Here is a 24024-nt window from a genome sequence, read left to right as displayed (position 1 = left end):
CCATCAGAGATGCCCTTAACGGCTGGAGGAATGCCGATCATAGAGATTCTTGAATCGTCTGAATATTCCTCATATCTGCAATCCATCCCTGCAAATATGCACACATGATCGATTGGGAAAGCATTCGATATTTCCTTGCCGTCGCCCGCACCGGAACGATGTCGGGCGCAGCACGAAGTCTCAAGGTCGATCACGCCACGATCAGTCGACGCTTGAGTGCACTGGAGGCGGAAATCAATGCGCGCTTGATCGAACGTCAACCCAGGGCATGCAGACTGACCCCGTTAGGGCAGCGTGTGTTCGAACTGGCGCAGGAGATGGAAGAGGGCGCCCACACCATCGAACGATTCCTCGACGCCAACCGTTTGCCGCCGTGCGGCAAGGTCACGCTGAGCGCGCCGCCCATACTGGTGGCGAATTTCCTGGTGAAGCATCTCGCAATCTTTCGCCGTGCAAATCCCGGCATACAACTGTCCGTGTGCAGTGACGCAAGACAGGTTTCTCTGAGTCGCAGGGAAGCGGACGTTGTCTTGAGATTAACGCGGCCGGAGGAACCGACCAGCGTCGCGCGCAAACTTGGGCGCATATCGTTTGGCCTGTATGCCAGTAAGGAGTATCCGCATCTGCACGATCCATCCGCATGGGAATTCATCGCCTATGACTCCGGATTCGTTGGCGTTTTACAGCGGGAGTGGCTGATGGGCGTTGCAGGGGACAGGCCCGTCGCCTGCGAAATAAATGACATCAATGGCCACCTCGAAGCGGCACGGGCCGGCGCTGGCGTGGCCGGGCTGCCGGACTTTCTGGCGGAGGCGGATGTAAAGCTGCAGCGCGTCACGCACAATGGCGAGCCGTTCTCCCGAGATATCTGGATGGCCATTCATCAAGACCTGCGCCGTTCGCCTCAAATACGGGCGGTCATGGATTTCCTGCTCGGAATCTTCAGTGAAACTCCGGCCTTGGCGGACCATCGCTTCTAACCGGCCTGCGTCACATCGGCTATTGTGGGTTTGGTGGTGGATGCTCGGGCGTGGAGTGGCCGACGCAAGGAGGCATGGCGATGAAGCAGGCAGGTTGGTGGATAAGCCGGTGGGTGGCGATCCTCGCGCTTTGGACGTGCTGGGCCTCGGCTGCGGATTTTGGCAATCCGGGTGGCCCGCCGCCGGCCAATCTCGCGCAGATTTCGGACGTGCTGCGACAGGAACCCTACGACCTGGAATTGCTGATCAGCTTCGGGACGTCCAAAGGCGGATCGGCAGGCCATATCGCCGTGGCGATCCGCGATGCCGCCGCGGGTAATGACGACCTCGTGTATTCGGCGAATTTTTATGCCGACCGCGACCCGAAACACGCTGGCGCCTACTACACCTCGGCGCTGATGCTCGGCATTCCGAAGCGTGAGTATCTCTTCGGCACGACCTCGACGCTGGCGCCAACCGCGGTGTTCGGCCTTGATTTTGGTGAAATCTACAAGCGCTCTGTCATGGGCGTGCGTGTGAGTGGCGTGCCGGATGGCGACAAGGCTGCGCTCGTGGCGGGGCTCACCGGTTACTTCGCGCGGATGAACGACGACTATCGCGGCAGGGCCCGTAACACCGAATATCACCGGGGCGAGATCAAGTACGACTACCTGCGTCTGAACTGCGCCAAGACCATCGGTTCTGCTTTCAAGTACGGCGCAGGCTACCGGGACCTGGACGTCACGAGCGCCAGGTTGATGCCGGGGAGCCGCGTGGTGGCCGCCGCCCGCGCCAACACACCAACCGAGATGGCGGTGAAGCTAATCGAGCAATGGGCCCAGCGCGGATACCGGATGGACGTGGTGCTATACAAAAAGTACGCCGGCTCAGCGTATGTGGACCCGCGGGAGGAGGAGCCGATTGCGTTCAAAGATCTCCCGAACCGCTTCCCGTCGGTGCTGTCGCTGGACTTCAACCGTGAGCAAGGCGCATACCGTGACTTCGACAACCTGTACGCGATGTATCTGCTCTACAACCTGGGCCGATACAGCGTGCGCGTGAATGCGCAGACCCATCTGCTCGAGATCGAGAAAACCAAGGAGCCGATGGCGTACCGGCCGGCGGCCGCGTTGGCGACACAGCGCGCACGAGCGGACAGCGAGAACACCGGCAGTCCGCCCGACAACACTCACCTTTACGACTTCAGCGACGAGGTGAATGACGACGGGGGCGACGACGTGAGCGCGGGCCGCCCGGCGACGCAGCGCTGAGCGGGATAGCCTGCTGTTCAGGCCATTTCACTGACAGCTTCGTCAGCCAGCGCGACTTCCGGCTCGTCGGTCATCGTGCTTTCGGCTTTCGCGTTGTCGACTTCGGAAGCCACATCGCCCAGACCGATGATGACCGTGATATTCGGCGTCCAGTCCTTGCGGTCGGTGCTGACCTCGGCAAACGCGCTCACCGTCGCGGTGTAGCCCTGCGCTCTGAGGTCCTCGGCAAGCCGTTGCGCGCGCGGTTCCAGCGCCGCGCGAGGATTCTCTTCATTGATATCGAGGACCAGTTTGGTCTCGAATTCTTCCTTGCCCTTCTGGATTGCCGTCTGCATCGCCTTGAGCTGCTTGTTCGCGAGCGCGACGAGCTTGCTGTACCTGGATTCTTCCTGGCTGGTGCGCAGTGCCTTGGCGGCGTTGATGATTTCGGTGCGATCCACGAACATGGTTGCCTCTCGAGGTGAAGGGGGAGAAAGGGAGAGAAAGCGCGGGCGCCGCGCACGTACTGTATAAATATACAGTACTCCTGAGCAAGCCTGCAAGGGGTCAAATACTCGTTTCAAAGATCCAGTTAGTACGGCTTTCGAAAAAACTGAATTCCTTCCGTCGCCGTGCGCCTGCACACTCATCGGACGCGTGAGATCCAGGAGTTCGCCATGCCCACGATGATGAAAGCCGCCATCTTTGTCGAGCCCGGCCGCATTGAGCTCGCTGACAAGCCAATCCCCGACGTTGGTCCCAACGACGCGCTGATGCGCATCACCACCACCACGATCTGCGGTACGGACGTACATATCCTTAAGGGCGAGTATCCCGTTGAGCGTGGCCTGACCGTCGGGCACGAGCCGGTCGGTGTGATCGAGAAACTCGGCAGTGCCGTTTCCGGATATCGCGAAGGACAACGGGTCATTGCGGGTGCGATCTGCCCGAACTTCAACACGTACGCTGCGATGGATGGCGTGCCTTCTCAGGATGGCACTTACCTGATCGCCAGAGGCTTATGCGGTTGCCATGGGTACAAGGCCACCGCGGGTTGGCGGTTCGGCAACCTTATCGATGGCACGCAGGCGGAATATGTGCTGGTGCCGGATGCGCAGGCGAATCTTGCGCCGATTCCCGATGGATTGACGGACGAGCAGGTGCTGATGTGTCCGGACATCATGTCGACCGGCTTCGCCGGCGCGGAGAACGCGAACATTCGCATTGGCGACATCGTGGCGGTGTTCGCGCAAGGACCGATTGGCCTGTGCGCGACTGCTGGCGCGCGGCTCAAGGGCGCGACAACGATCATCGCGGTGGATGGCAACGATGCACGACTTGAAGTTGCCCGCAAACTTGGTGCCGATGTATTGCTTAACTTCCGCAACTGCGACGTGGTCGAGGAGGTCATGCGCCTGACGGGTGGGCGCGGCGTGGATTCCTCGATCGAGGCGCTCGGAACGCAGCAGACGTTCGAACAAGCCATGCGTGTCTTGAAACCCGGTGGCACGCTCTCGAGCCTGGGCGTGTATTCATCGGACCTGACCATCCCGCTGTCCGCTTTCGCGGCAGGGCTTGGCGATCACCGGATCAACACTGCGCTTTGCCCAGGGGGGAAGGAACGCATGCGCCGACTGATGAATGTGCTCGCGTCGAACAGGCTGGACCTCGGCCTGCTGGTGACTCACGAACGCAAGCTGGACGATATCGTGGCGGCGTACGAGCTCTTTGCCAATCAGCGAGACGGCGTGCTGAAGGTGGCGATCAAACCGAATTGACGTCTGACTACCGCCTTCAACAGCGTTTAACGCCGGCGGCACTTACTCCAGCTGCACGTTCGCATCCTTCACCACCTCGCCCCATTTGCGAATCTCCGTATCGATCAGCGTGCCGAAGCGCGCTGGCGAGCTGCCGACCACCTCCACGCCCTGGTCGCGGAAGCGCTTCACGACATCGGCTTCCGCGAGCGAGCGGACGATCTCTTCGTTGAGTTTCTGCACGATTGGCGCCGGCGTGCCGGCCGGGGCCTGAATGCCGAACCACACGTTGACCTCATAGCCAGGCACGCCCGCTTCCGCCACGGTGGGCACATCGGGCAGCAGCGCCGATCGCGTCTGGCCGGTCACCGCAATCGCCTTCATCTTGCCCGCGCGCAGTTGCTGGATCACGTTCGGCAGGTTGTCGAACATCAGATCGGTCTCGCCGCCCAGCAGCGCTACCACCGCGGGACTGCTGCCCTTGTAGGGGATATGGGTCATGCGCGTGGCGGTCATCCTGTTGAACAGCTCCATCGACAGATGGTTCGATGACCCCGCACCGGTCGAGCCGTAGTTGAGCTTGCCCGGCTGCTTCTTCGCGAAGTCGATTACATCCTTGACCGTCGCCAGCCCAAGGTCGTTGCGCGACACCAGCACGTTCTGGGTGCTCGCGGCCCATACCACCGGGGTGAAGTCCTTGGTCGCGTTGTAAGGCAGGCGATTGCCATAGAGCGCGGGCAGGGCGGCGAACGGCAGCGGCGTGATCAGCAGCGTGTAACCGTCTGGCGGCGATTTGGCGACGAGGCTGTTACCGATCAACGTATTGCCGCCGGGCCGGTTGTCCACCACCACCGATTGCTTCCACTTGCCGGTGAGCTTCTCCGCCACCGTGCGCGCGAGCGTGTCGTTGAACCCGCCCGGCGTGTATGGCACGACGATGCGCATGGGTTTGTCGGGATAGGTATCCGCTTCGGCCGCGCGGGCCGATGGGAGCGTCGCCGGCACCGCCGCCAGCACGGCGAGGGCAGTCAGCCAACGGGAAAGCGAAGCGGGCGGGCGCAGGCGCGGGTTAACGGCCTCGATGCCAATGCGAGTCGTGGTCATGTCTTGTCTCCGTCACCATCTTGATGTGGTTGGCGCACGTAATCGGATCGAAGCGTCCGTGTTGACATGCGCGTCTGCAGGAACTTACCATACCAAACTGGTAGTACCAAATAAATCCGACCAGATAAGCGAGCGAGACCACACGACAATGGCGACAGTCATCGCGACCGACCGCATTCATCCCGAAGCGCACACCCAGTTGGCCCAGGCCGCAACCTTTTCCATCCGTCCGTGGCGCGAGGGCGCGGGGTATGCCGACGACCTGGCCGACGCTGACGTGGTGGTCGTGCGCAACCGCATTCCCGAAGAATTGTTCGAGCGCGCGCCAGCATTGCGCGCGGTGATCCGCCACGGCGTCGGCCTCGACATGATTCCCGTGGAAGCGGCCTCCGCCCGCGGCGTGCTTGTGGCTAACGTACCTGCCGTCAATGCGGTGGCCGTGGCCGAATACGTGTTGGGCCAGATGCTTGCGCTATCGCGGCGATTCGCGGATATGGATCGTCTGATGCGTACGGCGTCGTGGAACGAAAGCCGCTTGATTGCCGATCACGGTCAGCAGCTCGGCGGCAAGACCGTCGCGATCGTCGGTATGGGCGAGATCGGCCGTCGCGTTGCGGCGATGTGCGCGGCAGGCTTTGGCATGCGCGTGCTTGGCGTGCACCCGACGCGCACCGGCACGCGGGAGACCCATGCCGAATACGTGCCCTTGCACGACGCCCTGGCCGCCGCCGACTACCTCGTGCTGACTTGCCCACTAACGCCCGCGACCAAGGGCATGATCGGCGCCGCAGAGTTCGCGCGCATGAAGCCGAGCGCGTTTCTGATCAACGTGGCACGTGGCGCGGTGGTCGAGCGCACCGCGTTGCATCAGGCGTTGCAATCGTCGCAGATTGCCGGCGCCGCGCTGGACGTGTTCGAAACCCAGCCGCTGCCTGCCGGCGACCCGTTGTTCGATTGCCCGACCGCACGACTCACGCCGCATATGGCCGGCATCTCCACGCAAAGCCTGCATGCCATGAGCATGGGCGCGGCCGCGCAGGTGATCGACGTATTGGCCGGCCGCCTGCCGCCGCACTGGGTCAACCGCGACGCCGAGCCTGCCATTCGCGCACGGTGGGCCGCGCTGGGAATCACGCCACAGACTACATCGCAATAACCCAGACATCGCAGCACCAAGCGAGTCATTCCAGTCATTCAGGAGACAAACCAGCATGTCCAGAATCAAGTCCATCCAGGCCATCCCGCTCTCGTTCCGCCTGCCCGAAGGCAAGACGGTCAAGCTTGGTATTGGCAGCACCATCAAGCGTGACGCGATCATCGTGCGCGTGGAGACCGAATGCGGCGTGGTTGGCTACGGTGAGGCGCATCCGGGCCGCAGCCCGGGCGCGGTGACCAGCCTGATCGCCAATACGATGGCGCCGCTCGCGGTCGGCATGGATGCGTTCGATACCAACGGCGTCTGGAGCCGCATCCACAAGATGCAGCTCGCCAGCCACGGTATGGGTGCGGGTGCGGCGCTCGCGCTGTCGGGCATCGATATGGCGCTGTGGGATGTGCGCGGCAAGCTGTGCAATCAGCCGCTATATAAGCTGCTGGGCGGCAGCAGCAAGTCGATCAAGGCCTATGCGGGCGGTATTGCGCTGGGCTTCCAGGCGCCGCAATCGCTGGCGGAAGAAGCGCAACAGTACGTCGGCGCAGGCTATCAGGCGCTCAAGCTGCGGCTTGGCGACAACGTGGCCGACGATGCCGCGCGCGTGCGGCATGTGCGCAAGGTGCTCGGTGATGGCATCGACATCCTGACCGACGTCAACGCCGCGTACACGATCGACGAGGTGCGGCGCCTGATGCCGGTGCTCGAAGAGGCCGGCATCGGCTGGCTCGAGGAACCGTTCGCATGCGACAACTTTGGCGGCTATCGCGCGGCCGCGGCGCTCAGCACGCGCGTGCCCATCGCGGCGGGAGAGAACCACTACACGCGCTATGACTTCGCGCGGTTGCTGGAAGAGCGCGCGGTGCAGGTGTTCCAGCCGGATCTGTCGAAAACCGGTGGCATTACCGAAGGCATGCGCATTGGCGCATTGGTCTCGGCGTGGGGCTTCAAGGTGCATCCGCACAGCTCGGCGACCGGTCTCAACCACTCGGCCTGCGTGCATATGCTTGCCGCCGTGGACAACCCCGGCTACTTCGAAGCGTGCGTGTCGCATTTCAATCCGTTCCGCGACATGTTCGGTCCGGCTTTCCATGCCGACGGCAACGGGTTTGTGCGTCCGCTCGACAAGCCGGGCCTCGGTCTCGAGATCGATGAAGCGATCTTCAAGGAGTTTCCGTTTATTGATGGCCCGGGCTATGTCGTGAAGTTCTGAGCCTTATCGCATCACCGCATTTCATAAAAATATTGGAGGAGACCGTAGTCATGAAGCTGTTTCGAATTGCCGCCACGGCCGCGCTGGCCATGAGTGCACTGGTTGGGGCGAGCGCCCACGCCGCCGATGCGTTCCCGTCGAAGCCCATCACGCTGATCGTGCCGTGGAATGCAGGGGGTTCCGTCGATCTGACCGCGCGCAAGCTGGCGGATATCCTCGGCAAGTCGGGGGTGACCGTGGTGGTGGAGAACGTACCGGGTGCCTCGAGCACGATCGGGCTGACCAAGGTGGCCAACGCGGCGCCGGACGGTTATACGGTCGGTCTGGCCACTTCGTCGCTGATGGGCGCGGTGGCGCAGGACATGACCAAGCTGCGGGTGGATCAGTTCAAGGCGCTGAACCAGACCACCATCGAGCAGATGATCCTGGTGGTGTCGAAGTCCAGCCCGGTCAATACCATCGAGGAGTTTGTCGCGCTGATGAAGAAGAAGCCCGGCGGGGTGTCGATCGGCACGGCGGGCAACAACAACGTCAACCACACGTTTGCGGCCATGCTGGCGCGTGCCAACGAGGTGAGCTACATCAACGTGCCATACACCGGTGGCGCCAAGGTGCTGACCGATCTCGCTGGCCATCAGATCGATGGTGCCGTGCTGAAGCCGTCGGAGACGCTGAGCCAGATCAATGGTGGGCTGATCCGGCCGGTAGGCGTATTCTCGAACGAGCGCGTGTCGATCATGCCGAAGGTGCCGACCTTCGCCGAGAAGAAGATCGATGTGTTCCCGTTTGGCGACCTGCAGCAGATGTCCTATCTGGTGGGGCCGAAGGGCCTGTCGGCCGAGCGCGCGCAGCAGTTGCAGGAGCTGTTCGCCAAGGCGATTGCCAGCGAGGGTTACCAGACCTTTGCGCGCGATTACGGCATGAAAGTGTCGGATGTGCGCGGCGACGAGTTGCAAAAGCAGGTGGTGGCGATTCAAAATACGTTCAATACCGTTGCCCCGAAGATTTTCACGAAGCAGTCGCAATAGCGGCAGGCGTTAGCACGTGAGACCCGGAGGGCAATCCGGGCGCCCGACTCCGCATCGATGCAAGACATCCGGTGGAGCGGGCGCTTTTTCCATGGTTTCCACATGCCCAAAGTCAGTCCAGCCACAGAAGAACAACCCAGCGAGAAGCAGGAGCTCACCACCCGCACGCTCGCGGACATCCTGTCGTTTATTCAGAAGCGCAACTACGACCCCGGCGAGCGGCTGCCGTCCGAGCGCGAGCTGTCCGAGCGATTTGGCGTCGGGCGCGGGGTGGTGCGCGAGGCGTTGTCCGTGTTGGAGAATCTGCGCTATCTGACGCGGCGGCCGAACTCGGGTGTGTTTCTGACCGCAACGCCCGAGCGCGTGAGTCTGGAGACGTTGAGTCTGTTTTCCGAGCTTGGCATCAATCTGACGACGGACAAGTTGCGGGAGGCGCTTGAGGTACGGCGTATCGTCGAGCTGCAGGCGGTGCAGTTGGCGTGCCAACGACGCACGGACGAGGACCTGGCCGCGCTGGAGGCGATTGTCGAACGCTTCGAGACAGCTATTGGCGGGAAGGGCGCCGGCGCGGAGGAGAGCACCGCGGACCTGGACTACGAATTCCATATGGCCATTTTCAACGCCGCGCATAACACGGTGCTGACGCAGATGGTCCACCCGTTCTACCTGATGTCCGCGCATCGCCGCGCGACGTTTTTTGCCGACAAGACGCGCAGCAAGGCGTCCAACCGGCAGCACCGAGAGTTGGTGGACTGCCTGCGGCGGTGTGACGAGGCGGGTGCGCAGCGGGTCATGGGAGAACATATCGGACGTGTTGAGACAGCGCTACAAAAGCTTGCGCCTGCGAGCTGACCAGCGCCGTCGGCCCTCACCCCCGGCCCCTCTCCCCGAGGGAGAGGGGAGCAAACCGGTGGCGATCTGAGCCGGCGATTTGCTCCAGCTATGCCGAAGTTGGCTCCCCTCTCCCTCAGGGAGAGGGGTTGGGGGAGAGGGTGAAAGCAAAATAACTCTTTGTTTGCTCCCCTCTCCCCTGGGGAGAGGGGCCGGGGGTGAGGGCATCCCTCGATTGTTCCGTCAGACCAAATTCACATTTGGATTATCAGTGTTTACCTGCGGTAGCCAATTCCCCAGAATCCACGCATTGCGAGATCGCGTCAGGGGAACAGCGTCATGCCCGGGCACACCGCGGACATCGTTCCGGTTGAAGTCGAGGAAGTCACCATAGAAGGGCACGCGCAGCGGATTCCGCTGCGCGTGTATGCGCCACGGGCGGATGGCACTACGCGCCCGATCGTTGTCTATCTGCACGGTGGTGGCTTCCTGCATGGTGACCTCGCCTGGGGCGACGGCGCCGCGCGTGCGATTGCCGCGGCCACGCCGGCTGTGGTCATCTCAGTCGGCTATTCGCTGCCGCCCGCCTACCCATTCCCCGCACCACTCGAAGACGGCTACCTCGCCTGCCGCTGGGCGCGCTCGCATGCGCGCCGGCTGCACGCCGATGCCGATTGCATTGGCGTAGCAGGCCATGACGCCGGCGGCAATCTTGCCGCTGGCCTCGGCGCCATGGCGCGCGACCGCAAGGAAATCCCGCTGCGCGCGCAGGCCTTGCTGGCCCCGCTGCTCGACCCCAGCCTGACGCGCGTCTCGCACCTCGTCGAGTGCCCGGTCGGCGAAATGACCGTCACCGCCTGCGCCCACGGCTATCGCGCCTATCTGCCCGGTTTTCGCCAACTCATGCACCCCTACGCCGCGCCGCTCGAATCGCGCCGCCTCGCAGGCTTGCCGCCCACGCTGATCATCAGCGCGGCCCTCGATCTGCTGCATCTGGAAGCCGAAGCCTATGCCGGCGCGCTGATCGCGGCCGGGGTGCCCACGCACATGCTGCGCATTCCCGACGTCTCGCACGGCTCGCTCGCGACCAACGCGCGGGCGCTGGCTGAAGTGTCCGCGTTCTTCGCGCAGCAGCTATCGCCGCGCGCCAGACCGAAGAAGCAGACCGCTGCCGTATCCCTTTCCCCCGCGCCGCGCGATTAGCGTCGCTCCCCCCAGACACCAGCAAATCAGTCATCAACAATAACCAGAGGAAGAAGCCAGTGGAAACGGAAATACAGCAGACAGGCGCCCGGCCCTTGTCGAAGGGCGCGGATTCGGAAACCGGCAGGCAACGCACGCTGCGACGGACCGCCATCGTGGTTGGCATTCTGGTCGCACTCGTGGCCGTGGGATGGGCCTTCCAGCAGCGCGGTAAAGCCGTACCCGCCGCGCAGCAGGGCACCGCACTGCCCGAAGTGACAGTGGCCACGCCGCTGATTCGCGACCTCGAAGCGCGCCTGGGCGCGCTTGGCCAGTTCTCGGCGGTCAACAGCGTGGAGTTGCGCGCGCAGGTTGGCGGCCCGCTGGTCGGGATTCATTTCAAGGATGGCGACGTGGTCCAGAAGGGCGCGCTGCTGTTCACGATCGAATCGCGCCCGTATGACATTCGCCTGTCGCAGGCCAAGGCCCAGCTCGAAACCGCCAAGGCGCGACAAGTCCTCGCGGAAAGCGAGTTCCAGCGCGCGCAGGCGCTGGAGCGCACCAGCGCGGGTTCGGTGCAGAACCTCGAACAGCGCAGCTCGGATCGGCAGGTTGCGCAGGCAGCCGTGGCGGAAGCCCGCTCGGCCGTCGATGATGCGCAGTTCGACGTCGACCGTTGCCGCATCGTGGCGCCATTCACGGGCCGCATCGGCACGCATCTGGTGTCCATCGGCAATCTGGTCTCCGGCAGCCGCGCCGCCAGCAGCCCCACCACGCTGCTGGCCACGCTGGTCTCGCTTGATCCGGTGTACTTCGACTTCGATATCAGTGAGGCCGACTATCAGTTGCTGTCGACCTATCGTGGCACCTCCGGCAGCAAGTCCGGTACCAAAAGCGCCGCGCTCGCAAACACCGTGGAGATCGCGCTCGGCACCGAACGCAGCTACTCGCGCAAGGGCGTGCTCGACTTTATCAATAACGTGCTCGACCGCTCCAGCGGCACCATCCGCGCACGCGCCACGGTCGCCAACCCGGATTACCGCATCACCCCGGGCGAATTCGCCCGCGTGCGTCTGGCGCTCGACCAACCGGCCCCGACCATGCTTGTACCGGACCGCGCGGTACTGCCTGACCAGTCACAGTTCATCGTGCTGACGGTCACGCCCGACGGTACCGTGGCACCGAAGATCGTACAGGTGGGCGATGTGCGCGACGGCCTGCGCGTGATCCGCGGCGGCCTCGCGGCCAACGATCGCGTGATCATCGGCGGCATTCCGTATGCGGCGCCGGGCTCCAAGGTCAACGTCAAGGCCGGTGAGATTGCCCCCAACGCGCAAGGCGACGATGCCGACGCCAAGCGCAAAGCGAACGGGTGAGTGACCGACCATGAGAATCGCCCACTTCTTTATCGACCGGCCGCGCTTTGCCACGGTGGTCAGCTGCTTCCTGACGCTGATCGGCCTTGGCGCGATGTTCGCGCTGCCGGTGGCGCAGTACCCAGAGATCGTGCCGCCGACGGTGCAGGTCACCACCTCCTATCCGGGGGCGTCGGCTGAAACCATCGCGCGCACGGTCGCCACGCCGCTAGAGCAGCAGATCAACGGTGTCGAGGACATGCTCTACCTGAGCAGCCAGTCCACCGGCGACGGCAGGCTCACCATCACCGTCACGTTCCGCATCGGCACCGACCTCAACGTCGCGCAGAACCTGACGCAGAACCGCGTGCAGAACGCGCTGCAACGGCTGCCCGACGATGTGCAGCGGCTGGGCGTGCAGGTACGCAAGGCCACGCCTAGCATCCTGCTGGCCGTGCACGTGTTCTCGGGTGACCATTCGCGCGACACGCTGTATCTGTCCAACTACGCGACGCTGCATATCCGCGACGTGCTGGCGCGGATCGAGGGCGTTGGCGACGTGCAGTTCCAGGGCGGGCGCGAGTACGCGATGCGTATCTGGATCGATCCGGACAAGGCCGCGGCCAACAACCTCAACGCCAGCGAAATCCTGTCCACGTTGCGCGCGCAGAACCTGCAGGTGTCGGCCGGCGTGCTGAACCAGCCGCCAACACCTTCCGCGGAGGCCTATCAGATCAACGTGGAAGCGCGCGGCCGCCTGGCCACGCCGAAGGAGTTCGAGGACATCGTGCTCAAGGCCGATGCGCAGGGCCGCGTCACGCGTGTGCGCGACATCGGTCGTGTGGAAGTGGGTGCGGCCGACTACGGTTCCACGTCGTTTATGGACCGCGACGACGCCACCGCCATGCTGATCTACGCGCAGCCGGGTGCCAACTCGCTCGACGTCGAGCACAAGGTACTCGCGGCGATGAAGGATCTGGAGAAGGACTTCCCCAAGGGCGTCGAGTACAAGATCATCTACGATCCGACCATCTTTATCGGCAAGTCGGTCGACGAGGTGATCGTGACGATCTTCGAAGCCATCGTGCTGGTGGTGGCCGTGGTGTTCCTGTTCCTGCAGAACTGGCGCGCGACGATCATCCCCGTGGTGGCGATCCCGATCTCGCTGTTCGGCTCGTTTATCGTGCTGTACGCCTCCGGGATCTCGCTGAACAACCTGTCGCTGTTTGGACTAGTGCTAGCGGTCGGGATCGTGGTGGACGATGCGATCGTTGTGGTGGAGAACGTCGAACGTAATATCCAGGCCGGCATGTCGCCATTCGAGGCCGCACACCGGACCATGGACGAGGTGGGCGGTGCGCTGATCGCGATTGCACTCACGCTGTGCGCGGTGTTTGTGCCGGCGGCATTCCTGAGCGGTATCACGGGTCTGTTCTTCCGCCAGTTCGCGGTGACCATCGCGGCTGCCACGGTGATCTCGTGCGTGGTGTCGTTGACGCTGAGCCCGGCGCTGTGCGCGGTGCTGTTCAAGCATCACGTGCCGCACGATCCGGCGCATAAGAATATTGCTCGTCGCTGGCTCGATGCGGGCTTCGGACGTTTCAACACGTTCTTCGATCGCATCTCGTTCGGCTATGGCAATGTCACGCGCCGTCTTGCGCGCGTGCTGGGTCTGGTGCTGGCCGTGTACGTGGGGCTGATCGTGCTGACCGGCGTGCAGTTCTCGCGCACGCCGACCGGCTTTATCCCGGAGCAGGATCAGGGTTATCTGATCACGATCGTGCAGTTGCCGCCGGGCGCATCGCTCGAACGTACCGAGAAGGTGGTGCGTCAGGTCATCGATATCGCGCTGTCCACACCGGGCATCGAACACGCGGCACCGTTTGTCGGGCTCGATGCGACCACGAGCACGGTGGCCTCCAACGCGGGCACCGTGTTCACGGGTCTGCCGTCGCTGTACAACCATCACATCCCGGGTGTCGATGCCAACACGGTGCTGGCCGATCTGCGCAAGCGCTTGTCGGTGATCAAGGATGCGTACGTGCTGACGATTCCGCCTCCGCCGGTTCAGGGTCTTGGCAGTGCCGGCGGCTTCAAGCTGATGCTCGAGGATCGCGCGGGGCTCGGTTCCCAGGCGCTCGTGGATGCGGCCAAGGCGCTGGTGGCCGCCGCGAACAAGGATCCGTCGTTCGCGGGCGCGTTCACGCTGTTCAACGCGGGCTCGCCGTCGTTCTTCGCGGACGTGGATCGCGTCAAGGCGGAGAAGGTCGGCCTCAAGCCCACCGACGTGTTCTCGACGCTGCAGGTCTACCTTGGCTCGCAGTATGTGAACGACTTCAACTATCTGGGCCGCACCTATCAGGTGATCGCACAGGCGGACGGTCAGTTCCGGCGGACTGCGGAGGACATTACGCGGCTGAAGGCACGTAACGTGTTCGGCGATATGGTGCCGATTGGCGCGGTGGCGACTGTCGAGACCAACACGATCCCGTATCGCGTGCCGCGCTATAACCTGTATCCGGCAGCGGAAGTGCAGGGCGCGGCGGCACCCGGTGTGGCCTCGGGCACCGCGCTGCTGCGCATGGAGCAACTGGCACGCGAAGTGTTGCCACGCGGTATCGGCTTCGAATGGACCGAGCTCGCGTTCCAGCAGCAGCAACACGGCACCCCGACTACGCTGGTGTTCGCGGCGGCCGCGCTGTTCTGTTTCCTGGTGCTCGTGGCGCAGTATGAAAGCTGGCGGCTGCCGCTGGCGATTATCCTGATCGTGCCGATGTGCATTCTGGCCTCGGTCACGGGGCTGCACCTGCGGGGGATGCCAATCGATATCCTCGCGCAGATCGGCTTTGTCGTGCTGATCGGCTTGGCGGCGAAAAACGCGATTCTGATCGTGGAGTTTGCGCGGCAACGCGAGGATGAGGGCGAAGCCTCGCCAGTCGAAGCGGCCGTGCACGCGGCCCGCACGCGGCTGCGCCCAATTCTGATGACGTCGCTCGCGTTTATTCTCGGTGTGGCGCCGCTCACGATCGCCTCGGGCGCGGGCGCGGAAATGCGTCAGTCGCTCGGCACCGCGGTGTTCTTCGGCATGCTCGGCGTGACCTGCTTCGGTCTGATGTTCACGCCGGCCTTCTATATCTTCATTCGCAAGTTCGGTCGTCGGAGGCACGCGTGAAGCCGTATCTGAAACTCAAGCCATGGGCGCGCGGGCTATCGATGTCCAGTGTGGCAATCGCCAGCCTGGCGCTTGTCGGCTGCGCGGTCGGCCCCGACTACGTGAAGCCGCAAACGGCGCTGGCGCTATTCCATAACACCGCGGCCTCGGCCTCGGCCGACAGCAGCACCGGCCAGCGCGTGGTGGATCTCGATGCGTGGTGGACCGGCTTCGACGATCCGATGCTCGTCACCGTGATCGAGCGCGCGCTCGCGCAGAACCTCGATCTTGCCGCGGCATTGGCACGGGTGGAGCAGGCCCGCGCGGTGGCGCAGGCCGCGGGCGCGGAGTTGTTGCCGACGTTCGACCTGTCGGCCACGGCCACCGCGCAGCGCCAAAGCCAGCAAAGTCCGCTGGGCACGATCGCGCGCACATTCCCCGGCTATGACCGCAATCTGCGCGAGTACACCGCGGGCGCGGTGGCTAGCTGGGAAATCGACCTCGCCGGTGGGTTACGGCGCGGTGCGGCTGCGGCACGGGCGGAGGCGCAGGCCGCGTCGGCCGATCACGTCGGCACCCGGGTAACCGTGGCTGCCGATGCCGCCGATGCCTACCTGCAGATCCGCGGTTATCAGTCGCGGCTCGCGGTGGCGCTGGACCAGATCACCACGGACGAACGTCTGCTCGACCTCGTACGCGAACGTCGCCGCTATGGCGCGGCCGACGATCGTCAGGTGTCGCAGGCCGATGCGCTGCTGCGGCAGGCGAGGGCGACGGTGCCGCTACTGCGCATTGCACTCGAGGCGCAGCTGAACCGGCTCGACGTGCTGATGGGCGTGCAGCCAGGCACTTACGCGGCGGAACTGGCCACGCCCCCGCAGGACACTGTGCGCATCCCCAAACCGCCCGGCGTGGCTGGCGCCAGCGAGCCACTCGAGATGTTGCGGCGACGGCCCGATGTGCTGGCCGCCGAGCGGCGCCTCGCGGCGTCCAACGAACGTATCGGCGCGGCCTTGGCCGACTACTACCCCAAGCTGTCGCTGGCCGGCGCGCTCGGTTTCGACAGCATCACGACCAATGGGCTGTTCTCGGCGCGGTCGTTCCAGCCGGTTGGTACGGCGGGCCTGCGTTGGCGTCTGTTCGACTTCGGCAAGATCGACGCCGAGGTCAAGCAGGCGCGGGGCGGTTACGCGGAAGCGCTGGCGGGCTACCGGCAGTCGATCCTGCGCGCGGCCGAGGACGTGGAGAACGCCATGACCGCGATGGCGCAAACGGAGGTGCGGCGTCAGGAGCTGCAGGCCGAGGTGGCGGCGTTGCAGCGGGCGCGCGAACTGTCGGAGCAGGCATACCGGCTCGGGGCGATCACACTGACCGATGTGCTCGATGCGGACCGGCAACTGCTGGTGGCGCGTGACGGCGAAGACGAGGCGCGCACCAATACGAGTCGCGCCGCGGTATCGCTGTTCCGCTCGCTCGGGGGCGGCTGGACGGTGCCCTCGGACGCACCAGTTGCCGCCGCGCCTGCTGCCGTTGCCACTGCCGCACGGGAATAATGGGAAGGTGATAAAGTCGCGCATGTGGAAAACGATCGTCATCTAAAATGCAATGACGACAGCAAGCGCGAGGGTGAGGGAAGATGGATCGGTTGCAGGCGATGGAAGTGTTTGCGCGCGTGGTGGAAGCCAACAGTTTCTCGCGTGCCTCCGATTCTCTCGATCTCTCACGCACGTCGGTCACGACGATCGTCAAGAGTCTGGAGGCCCATTTGCGCACGCCGCTGTTGCAGCGGACCACGCGCAAGCTCAAGCTCACCCCTGAGGGCGCGGCCTACTACGAGCATTGCGTGCGCATCCTTGCCGAGATCTCGGAGACCGAGGCCGCAATGGCCGGGGCGGGCAGGGGACCGCGCGGCAAGCTACGGGTCGATATGCCGGCCACCATTGGCAAATGGCTGGTGACGCCACAGTTGTACCGTTTTCATGAGGCCTATCCCGATGTCGAGCTGATCGTCGGCTATGGCGACAAGCTGGTCGATCTGATCCAGGACGGTGTGGACTGCGCGATTCGCGTCGGTGAATTGCAGGATTCGACGCTGATCGCTCGCCGCCTTGCGGACATGCAGACGATCACGGTGGCCAGCCCGCTCTACCTGCAGCGTCACGGCATGCCGCGCACGATCGAAGACCTCGAGCGGCATATGGCGATCCACTACATCTCGAGCAAGACCAATCGCGCGATTCCCCTGAGCTTTACCGTGGACGGCCGCATGGTCGAGGTACAGGTGCCCGGCAAGCTCGGTTTCAACGATGCCGATGCGTATGTCGAGTGCGGACTGACGGGCACGGGGCTCCTGCAGCCGCCGCGCTTTATGGTCGGCGAGTATCTGCGATCGGGTGCGCTGGTCGAGATCCTGCCGCAATGGCGTCCTCGTACGCTGCCAATCTCCGCGATCTACCCGCAGAGCCGCCATCTGGCGCCGAAGGTGCGGGTTTTTGTCGAGTGGGTTCTCGACCTGTTTGAGACCTCGCCGCTGTTTCACCCAGAGGGCGCGCGACGTGGCCCCGCGGCCTACGGCTTGGCGGCGGGCGCGCTGGCGGCGCTGTCGGGCTGAGTCTTCTTCGACTTGCTGCCGCCTTGTTTGGTGTTGCCGTGCTTGGCGCCAGACTTGCCGCTGCCCGAACTACCGGCGTTGGTGCCCGGATGATTACTGTCGATCGGATGCGCACCGGCGCCGCCTGACCCTTGCGACAAGCCGGGGCCAGTGCTGTCCGGCGTCGTCGCGCGCTGACTATCCGCCGCGCCAAACGCCAACGGGCATAGCAACATCGCCGCTGCCATCGCAATGATGCGCACCGTTGCGCGGTGATTTCTCTCTTGTTGGTTCATATCGGTTCTCCTCGCTGATTGCGCGTCTCTCGTCCCGTTACTGCAAACCGTGTGCCCGGACGACTCCTTCTCCCGATGGTTGCCTCGTGTCGATTCTTCCCGCACGCCATGTAAGGGCCGGGTGCGAGCTCGTAACTATTACCAGCGCGTTCCCGCCTAGCGGCCGGAGGCTGAAACATGTTTGAGACATGGTTGTGGATGTGTCGTGCAAGAACCATCCATCTTGCGTACGGCGGGCGTATCCATGCGTCAGTAGCATGAATGTGTTCCAGCAGAATCTGCATCGGCAGAGATAATCGGAGGGTAGTCATGACGCGCGCTGTCTCCATCGCCCTTGTGGTGCTGACCGCGAGCCTCGCCTCCATCGGCCATGCCGAGATTCCGACGCCGGCCGTGCATGTCGCATTTGGCCGCGACTACTCGCACGACATCAACAAGTACGAGATCGGCTTTCAGTTCGACTCCGGTTTCAACTGGGGCAACCCGCAGGGCTGGCAGACGACGCTCTACTGGGAGTTCGACCTCGCGCAATGGCAGACGCGCTATGGCACGCCACGCCAGAACGTGGTGGAGGGCGGCTTCTCGCCGCTATTCCGACTACAGAAGCGCGGGGGATCGTGGGAGCCGTTCGTTGAGGCTTCGATCGGTGTTCGCATCCTCAGTCATTCGAGTACTTCGCCGCAGCACAACTACAGCACCGCGTTCCGCTTTACGGAAACCGTGGGCTTTGGCGTCGCTTTCGGCCCGCGCAATGCGGCCGAGCTGGGATTCCGCTTCCAGCATCTGTCCAACGCGATGATCAAGAAGCCGAACCCCGGCACCGATTTCATTACCGGTTTTTTCAATTACCGGTTCTGAACCGTAAATCGTTGTGAATTCCTGTGTGCCTTAATAGGCCACTGGTTTGCGGCACAGCATGCTTGCGAATCGCAACTCTTAACAGACCTAGTTTGGCGAGCTCTGTTAGCGTATTAGCGCTTATCTGAACCGACACCAGGAGCTCTCCCATGCCAACTGAACCAGCCCTGTTTTCCCCCACGACGATCGGCACGATCGAGGTAGCGAATCGCATCGCCATGGCGCCGCTTACGCGCTCGCGCGCGGACAAGAATGGCGTGCATTCGCACCTTGCCGTCGAGTACTACCGACAACGCGCGTCGGCCGGATTGATCGTGACCGAGGCGACCAATATTTCGCGCCAGGGGCGTGGATATGCGTTCACGCCGGGGATCTACAACGAGGCGCACGTCGCCGCATGGCGTCGTGTCACCGATGCGGTGCACGAAGCGGGTGGCAAGATCGTCTGCCAGCTATGGCACGTCGGTCGTATGTCGCACTCGTCGTTACAGGAAAATGGGCAACCGCCCGTGGCGCCGTCGGCGATTCAAGCCGGAGAGCTCGTGTTCCTCGAAACCAGTACGCAGGATCGACCATCGATGCCGCGCGCGCTGGAAACCGACGAGATTCCGAAACTCGTCGACGACTATCGGAACGCCGCGCGTTGCGCGCAGGAGGCCGGTTTCGATGGTGTGGAGGTGCACTCCGCCAACTGCTATCTGCTCGAGCAGTTCTTGCGCGACAGCACCAACAAGCGCACCGACCAGTACGGTGGCTCGATCGAGAACCGTACGCGCTTTCCGATCGAGGCGATCACCGCGGTGGCTGAAATCTGGGGCGGCGACCGCGTCGGTGTGCGCCTGTCGCCAATTACGCGCGCGGTAGGCGATACCCCGCTCGATAGCGATCCGCAGGCGCTGTACGGCTACTACGCCGAACGGCTGGGCAAGCTCGGCATGGCGTACCTGCATTGCATCGAGGGCCAGACGCGCGGCGACAACGCGGCCAGCGCGTTCGACTTCAAGGCGCTGCATGCGTCGTTTGGCGGCAAGTACATTGCCAACAATAGCTACAGCCGCGAGATGGCCATCGAGGCGGTGGAGTCCGGCCACGCGGACATGGTCGCGTTCGGGCGGCCGTTTATCAGCAACCCCGACCTGGTCGAACGCCTGCGCCGCAACGCACCGCTGTCGGACGCGGATCCGACCAAGTTCTACGGTGGCGGCGCGGAAGGGTACACGGACTACGATTCGCTGGACGCGTAGTCGCTATAACACCCTGCGTGCCCGTAATGCCTCGATCTCCGCGGCGCTGAGATCGAGGCATTCGCGCAGGACTTCGTCCGTGTGCTGCCCCAGCGCGGGCGGCGCATGGCGTAGCTGCGTCGGCGTGTCCGAGAAGCGTAACGGACTGGCCGCAGTGGCAATGCGGTCCACCGGGTCGTGCGCCGGACGTTCGCCATTGCGATAGCGGTGTTGCTCCACCCGCAGACCCCGATGCCGCACCTGCTCATCCGCAAACGCCTGCCCGATATCGTTGATTGGCCCGCAGGGCACGCCGCTTGCCTCCAGCACTTCGATCCATGTGGCAGTGGAGCGCGCGCGCGTGATCTCGCTCATCATCGGTATCAGCGTGTCCCGATGGGTCACGCGCGCGGTGTTGGTCCGATAACGCTCGTCTCGCGCCCAGTCCACATCCGCCACCTCGCAGAAGCGCGCAAACTGACCGTCGTTGCCAATCGCCAGCAGCATCCGCCCGTCCCGCGTCGGAAAGTCCTGATACGGCACCACGCTCGGATGCGCATTGCCCTGGCGCTTGGGCACCGCGCCGGAGTTCAGATGCCCCGCACCCTGATTGGCAAGCACGGCCATCGCCACGTCGAGTAGCGCGATATCGAGATATTGCCCGCGTCCCGTATGGTGTCGCGCCTCGAGCGCACCAAGAATCGCGGTGGTCGCATACATGCCCGTGAACACATCGATCACGGCAACGCCGACGCGCATCGGCCCAGCACCGGGTTCGCCATCGGCCTGGCCGGTCACGCTCATCAGGCCGCTCATGGCCTGCATCAGCAGGTCATAGCCGGGACGCGCCGCATACGGACCCGTTTGCCCAAAGCCCGTGATCGAGCAATAGATCAGACGCGGGTTGAGCGCGGCAAGCGTGTCGTAGTCAAGCCCATAGCGCGTCAGCCCGCCAGTCTTGAAGTTCTCGATCACCACATCGCTCTGGCATGCCAGATCGCGAATCAACTGCTGGCCCTCGGTCGTGGCCATATCGACCGTGACCGAACGCTTGTTGCGGTTGCACGCCGCAAAGTAACTGGCCTGCGAGGTCGGGCCATCGTCGCCGGATAGATACGGTGGGCCCCAACGCCGCGTATCGTCACCTTCGCCGGGTTTCTCGATCTTGATCACGTCGGCGCCCATGTCCGCAAGGTTCTGCGTACACCATGGGCCGGCCAGCACGCGCGAGAGGTCAAGCACGCGCACGTGACTCAGCGCGCCAGTCTGCCGGGATGGTGCCGGCAGGCCGTGGGAGATCTTGAGATCAGCTGTCATGGTGTGGTGGTCTTGAGGCGGTCCGCTCAGACCGGATCCCAGCAGAACACGTCCGCCGAGCGATCCATCGGCACGAACGATGCACGCAATGCGGGCATGCCGTGTTCGGCGATAAACTCGGGCGTCCAGCCTTCGCCCCGATGCACGGAACGCAGCGGGCGCGGCTGGCTCATGACGAAGATCTCGTTGTTGCGCACGGCAAATACCTGCGCATTCACCTCGGCGGCCGCCGGCGACAGCAGGTACACCGCCAGCGGTGCGATCTTGGCCGGCGTCATCTGCTGGATCTTGGCCACGCGCGCCTGCTGCTCGGGCGTGTCGGTCGGGATCGAGCCAATCATGCGGCTCCATGCGAACGGCGCTATGCAGTTCGAGCGCACGTTGAACTTCTGCATATCCAGCGCAATGCTCTTCGACAACGCGACCAGACCGAGTTTGGCCGCGCTGTAGTTGGCCTGCCCCAGATTGCCGATCAGGCCCGACGTGGATGTCATATGCACGAACGCGCCGGACTCCTGCTCCTTGAAATGCGACGCGGCCGCGCGGCTCATGTAATAGCTGCCGTACAGATGCACCTGAATGACGGCATCCCACTCATCGGTGCCCATCTTGTGAAAGAAGCGATCGCGCAGGATGCCGGCGTTGTTGACCACGCCATCGATGCGGCCAAAGCTGTCGAGCGCGCATTCGATGATGCGCGCCGCGCTGCTGGCTCCAGCGACGCTTTCCGTGCTGACCGCGGCGCGACCACCCGCGTCGCGAATCTCGCGCGCGACCGCCTCTGCGGGTCCGATATCCTGGCCTTCGCCGCTGGTCGAGGTGCCGAGGTCGTTGACCACCACGCTTGCCCCGGCCGCTGCCATCGCAAGCGCCATATCGCGGCCAATACCACCACCGGCACCGGTCACCACCACTACCTTGCCTTCCATCATCTGTGCCATGCGTGTCTCCTTGATTGTTGTCGTGCGTGATCAGACCGGGGCAAACACCGGCACCGGCGGACCACCTTCGGTCTCGGCGAACCGCACGCGCACGCGTTGGCCGATGCGCACCGTATCCAGATCCGTATCGACGATATGGGTCATCATCGTCACGCCTTCATCGAGCCGCACGTAGGCGATGCAATACGGTTGCGGCCCCGCACGGCGCGTGACGCTATACGAGTAAATTTCTCCGTGGCCGGAGGCGGTCTTCCATTCGGTATCGCCGAGGCAGAATGGGCACAGCACGCGTGGATACCAATGCGGTTTGCCGCACGACGTGCAGTGGCGCACGAGCAGCTGGCCTTCGCGCGCGGCCTGCCAGAACGCCTTGTTGTCGGGCAGTTCTTCGGGGGCCGCGTGGGCCATGGGAACGTAGGGCGTCGTCATAAGTAATTGCCTTCGCGGTTGCCTGGGTTATTCACGTTCGAGAATCAGCGTGGCGGAGCCGTGGCGCGATCCCATATAGCCGCCGGTACCCTGCACGAGGGCCAGGTCGCAATTCGGAACCTGCACAGCGGAATGGGCCTCGCCGCGTAACTGGCGCACCGCTTCGATGACCTTGGTGATGCCGCCGCGATTGGCCGGATGGTTGTTGCACAGGCCACCGCCGTCGGTATTGAAAGGCAGCTTGCCCACGCCGGAGATCAGGTTGCCATCCGCCACGAATTTGCCGCCTTCGCCCTTGGCGCAGAAGCCGAGGTCCTCGAGCTGCATCAGCACGGTGATGGTGAAACTGTCGTAGATCGAGGCGTACTTGATATCCGCCGGCGTGACGCCAGCTTCTTCGAATGCCGTCGCGCCGGATACACGTGCCGCGGACCATGACAGATCCACCTGGCCGCCGAGCTGCCCCTTGACGTGCTCGCCGGCGCCGATCACGCGCACCCTCGGCCGATTCAGCTTGCGGGCGATCTCCGGACGCGCGACCACGAGCGCGCCGCCACCATCCGAGACCACGCAACAATCGAGTCGATGCAACGGATCGGCGATCATCGGCGAGTTCAGTACGTCCTCGACGGTCACTACCTCGCGCAGCATGGCATTGGGATTGTGCTGCGCATGTTGCGACGCGGCGACCTTGATCCAGGCGAGCTGTTCGGGCGTGGTGCCGTACTGATACATATGGCGCTGGGCAACCATCGCATACAGGTTGACCGTCACCGGGTTGTAGGGCGCCTCGAACGGCTGGTCGGGCAGATTGGCGCCCCAGTTGCGCGCCTGTGTGCCGCTGGAGCCTTCCGAACGCGGGCGGCCGGCCAGCGTGATCAGTGCGACGTTGCATTTGCCCGCGGCAATCGCCTGCGCCGCGTGCGAGACATGCGCGATATAGGAGGAGCCGCCCATCTCGGTGGAATCCACATGGCGGGCACGAATGCCGAGGTAATCGACCATGTTGACCATGCCGAGGCCCGGCGCATCGCCGGCGCAAAAATAGCCGTCGACATCGGCGAGCGTCAGCCCTGCGTCCTCCAACGCGCCCCGGGCGCATTCCGCGTGAAGCTGCGGCACGGTCTTGTCGGGGGCTTTGCGCGTCGGGTGCTCGTAGGCACCGACAATAAAGGCGCTTGAAGATGCGTTCGCATGTCGGGTCATCGTTGTTGGCCTGTGTGTTGTGCTGGCAACCATTCTATGGAGGTATGCCGCCCACTGGTTCAGGTTTCCGGAATCCGGCCTTCTTGAACGCGAAACGACCCTGACTGGAGATTTCAAGTCTTCGAAGCCCATCCTTGGGTTTTACGAATGGCGCCCCGGTGCCTTTGCGTCCATGCTGCGCCAA

The 24024-nt window shown here is 63.7% G+C and carries 21 protein-coding genes; 14 read left to right on the top strand and 7 right to left on the bottom strand.

Annotated features, from left to right (window positions below; translation table 11 throughout):
- Window positions 1-104: 104 nt before the first annotated feature.
- Window positions 105-980: a LysR family transcriptional regulator gene (locus tag LDO41_RS05995; RefSeq protein WP_223983194.1), complete on the top strand. Its 876-nt coding sequence runs from the start codon at window positions 105-107 to the stop codon at window positions 978-980.
- A gap of 74 nt (window positions 981-1054) precedes the next feature.
- Window positions 1055-2230 (top strand): hypothetical protein, encoded by a 1176-nt coding sequence (locus LDO41_RS05990; protein WP_223983191.1) that lies wholly within the window; start codon window positions 1055-1057, stop codon window positions 2228-2230.
- A gap of 17 nt (window positions 2231-2247) precedes the next feature.
- Here the strand turns inward: LDO41_RS05990 and LDO41_RS05985 are convergent, their stop codons facing one another.
- Window positions 2248-2676 (bottom strand): hypothetical protein, encoded by a 429-nt coding sequence (locus LDO41_RS05985; RefSeq protein WP_223983189.1) that lies wholly within the window; start codon window positions 2674-2676, stop codon window positions 2248-2250.
- Between the two features lie 210 nt (window positions 2677-2886).
- Here LDO41_RS05985 and LDO41_RS05980 point away from each other — a divergent pair, with 210 nt between their 5' ends.
- Window positions 2887-3987: an NAD(P)-dependent alcohol dehydrogenase gene (locus tag LDO41_RS05980; protein WP_223983186.1), complete on the top strand. Its 1101-nt coding sequence runs from the start codon at window positions 2887-2889 to the stop codon at window positions 3985-3987.
- 42 nt (window positions 3988-4029) lie between these two features.
- Here LDO41_RS05980 and LDO41_RS05975 read toward each other — a convergent pair whose 3' ends face one another.
- Window positions 4030-5070 carry a tripartite tricarboxylate transporter substrate binding protein gene (locus LDO41_RS05975; RefSeq protein WP_223983183.1) on the bottom strand — a complete coding sequence of 347 codons (1041 nt, stop codon included), beginning with the start codon at window positions 5068-5070 and terminating at the stop codon, window positions 4030-4032.
- Window positions 5071-5218: 148 nt separating this feature from the next.
- Here LDO41_RS05975 and LDO41_RS05970 point away from each other — a divergent pair, with 148 nt between their 5' ends.
- From LDO41_RS05970 to LDO41_RS05930, 9 genes are all read left to right on the top strand, one after another.
- Window positions 5219-6226 carry an NAD(P)-dependent oxidoreductase gene (locus LDO41_RS05970; protein WP_223983180.1) on the top strand — a complete coding sequence of 336 codons (1008 nt, stop codon included), beginning with the start codon at window positions 5219-5221 and terminating at the stop codon, window positions 6224-6226.
- Between the two features lie 55 nt (window positions 6227-6281).
- The gene (locus LDO41_RS05965; protein WP_223983179.1) at window positions 6282-7433 is read left to right on the top strand and encodes a mandelate racemase/muconate lactonizing enzyme family protein; all 1152 of its coding nucleotides are present in this window, start codon (window positions 6282-6284) and stop codon (window positions 7431-7433) included.
- A 50-nt stretch (window positions 7434-7483) separates the two neighbouring features.
- Window positions 7484-8461 carry a Bug family tripartite tricarboxylate transporter substrate binding protein gene (locus LDO41_RS05960; protein WP_223983176.1) on the top strand — a complete coding sequence of 326 codons (978 nt, stop codon included), beginning with the start codon at window positions 7484-7486 and terminating at the stop codon, window positions 8459-8461.
- A gap of 57 nt (window positions 8462-8518) precedes the next feature.
- Complete coding sequence (locus LDO41_RS05955) at window positions 8519-9313, top strand: FadR/GntR family transcriptional regulator (RefSeq protein ID WP_223983173.1); 795 nt, start codon at window positions 8519-8521, stop codon at window positions 9311-9313.
- 318 nt (window positions 9314-9631) lie between these two features.
- Window positions 9632-10495 (top strand): alpha/beta hydrolase, encoded by an 864-nt coding sequence (locus tag LDO41_RS05950; protein WP_223983170.1) that lies wholly within the window; start codon window positions 9632-9634, stop codon window positions 10493-10495.
- A 59-nt stretch (window positions 10496-10554) separates the two neighbouring features.
- A complete protein-coding gene (locus LDO41_RS05945; RefSeq protein ID WP_223983167.1) occupies window positions 10555-11850 on the top strand; it encodes an efflux RND transporter periplasmic adaptor subunit in 1296 nt (431 codons plus the stop codon).
- A 10-nt stretch (window positions 11851-11860) separates the two neighbouring features.
- On the top strand, window positions 11861-15001 hold the full coding sequence (locus tag LDO41_RS05940) for an efflux RND transporter permease subunit (protein ID WP_223983164.1): 3141 nt from the start codon (window positions 11861-11863) through the stop codon (window positions 14999-15001).
- Entirely contained in the window at window positions 14998-16533 is a 1536-nt protein-coding gene (locus LDO41_RS05935) for an efflux transporter outer membrane subunit (RefSeq protein ID WP_377741322.1), read from the top strand. Before LDO41_RS05940 ends, LDO41_RS05935 begins: the two co-directional genes overlap by 4 nt.
- Before the next feature lie 83 nt (window positions 16534-16616).
- Entirely contained in the window at window positions 16617-17591 is a 975-nt protein-coding gene (locus LDO41_RS05930) for a LysR family transcriptional regulator (protein WP_223983161.1), read from the top strand.
- Here LDO41_RS05930 and LDO41_RS05925 read toward each other — a convergent pair.
- Window positions 17549-17866, bottom strand: coding sequence for a hypothetical protein (locus tag LDO41_RS05925; protein ID WP_223983158.1), 318 nt, complete (start codon window positions 17864-17866; stop codon window positions 17549-17551). The two genes, LDO41_RS05930 and LDO41_RS05925, sit on opposite strands and share 43 nt — an antisense overlap.
- A gap of 309 nt (window positions 17867-18175) precedes the next feature.
- Here LDO41_RS05925 and LDO41_RS05920 point away from each other — a divergent pair, with 309 nt between their 5' ends.
- A complete protein-coding gene (locus LDO41_RS05920; RefSeq protein ID WP_223983156.1) occupies window positions 18176-18724 on the top strand; it encodes an acyloxyacyl hydrolase in 549 nt (182 codons plus the stop codon).
- A gap of 149 nt (window positions 18725-18873) precedes the next feature.
- Entirely contained in the window at window positions 18874-19968 is a 1095-nt protein-coding gene (locus tag LDO41_RS05915) for an alkene reductase (protein WP_223983155.1), read from the top strand.
- A 3-nt stretch (window positions 19969-19971) separates the two neighbouring features.
- On the opposite strand, the gene LDO41_RS05910 is transcribed toward LDO41_RS05915, so the two are convergent.
- Genes LDO41_RS05910 through LDO41_RS05895 form a run of 4 tightly spaced genes read right to left on the bottom strand, consistent with a single transcriptional unit; the run spans window position 19972 to window position 23840 of the window.
- Window positions 19972-21264 carry a CaiB/BaiF CoA transferase family protein gene (locus LDO41_RS05910; RefSeq protein ID WP_223983153.1) on the bottom strand — a complete coding sequence of 431 codons (1293 nt, stop codon included), beginning with the start codon at window positions 21262-21264 and terminating at the stop codon, window positions 19972-19974.
- Window positions 21265-21290: 26 nt separating this feature from the next.
- Complete coding sequence (locus LDO41_RS05905) at window positions 21291-22205, bottom strand: SDR family NAD(P)-dependent oxidoreductase (protein WP_223983151.1); 915 nt, start codon at window positions 22203-22205, stop codon at window positions 21291-21293.
- 30 nt (window positions 22206-22235) lie between these two features.
- Window positions 22236-22634, bottom strand: coding sequence for a Zn-ribbon domain-containing OB-fold protein (locus tag LDO41_RS05900; RefSeq protein WP_223983149.1), 399 nt, complete (start codon window positions 22632-22634; stop codon window positions 22236-22238).
- Between the two features lie 27 nt (window positions 22635-22661).
- Entirely contained in the window at window positions 22662-23840 is a 1179-nt protein-coding gene (locus LDO41_RS05895; protein WP_223983147.1) for a thiolase domain-containing protein, read from the bottom strand.
- Window positions 23841-24024 lie beyond the last annotated feature (184 nt).

Origin of the sequence: Cupriavidus pampae (assembly GCF_914271485.1) — a bacterium.
Taxonomy (GTDB): Bacteria; Pseudomonadota; Gammaproteobacteria; order Burkholderiales; family Burkholderiaceae; genus Cupriavidus; species Cupriavidus pampae.
This window is presented reverse-complemented; position numbering and strand designations above follow the sequence as displayed.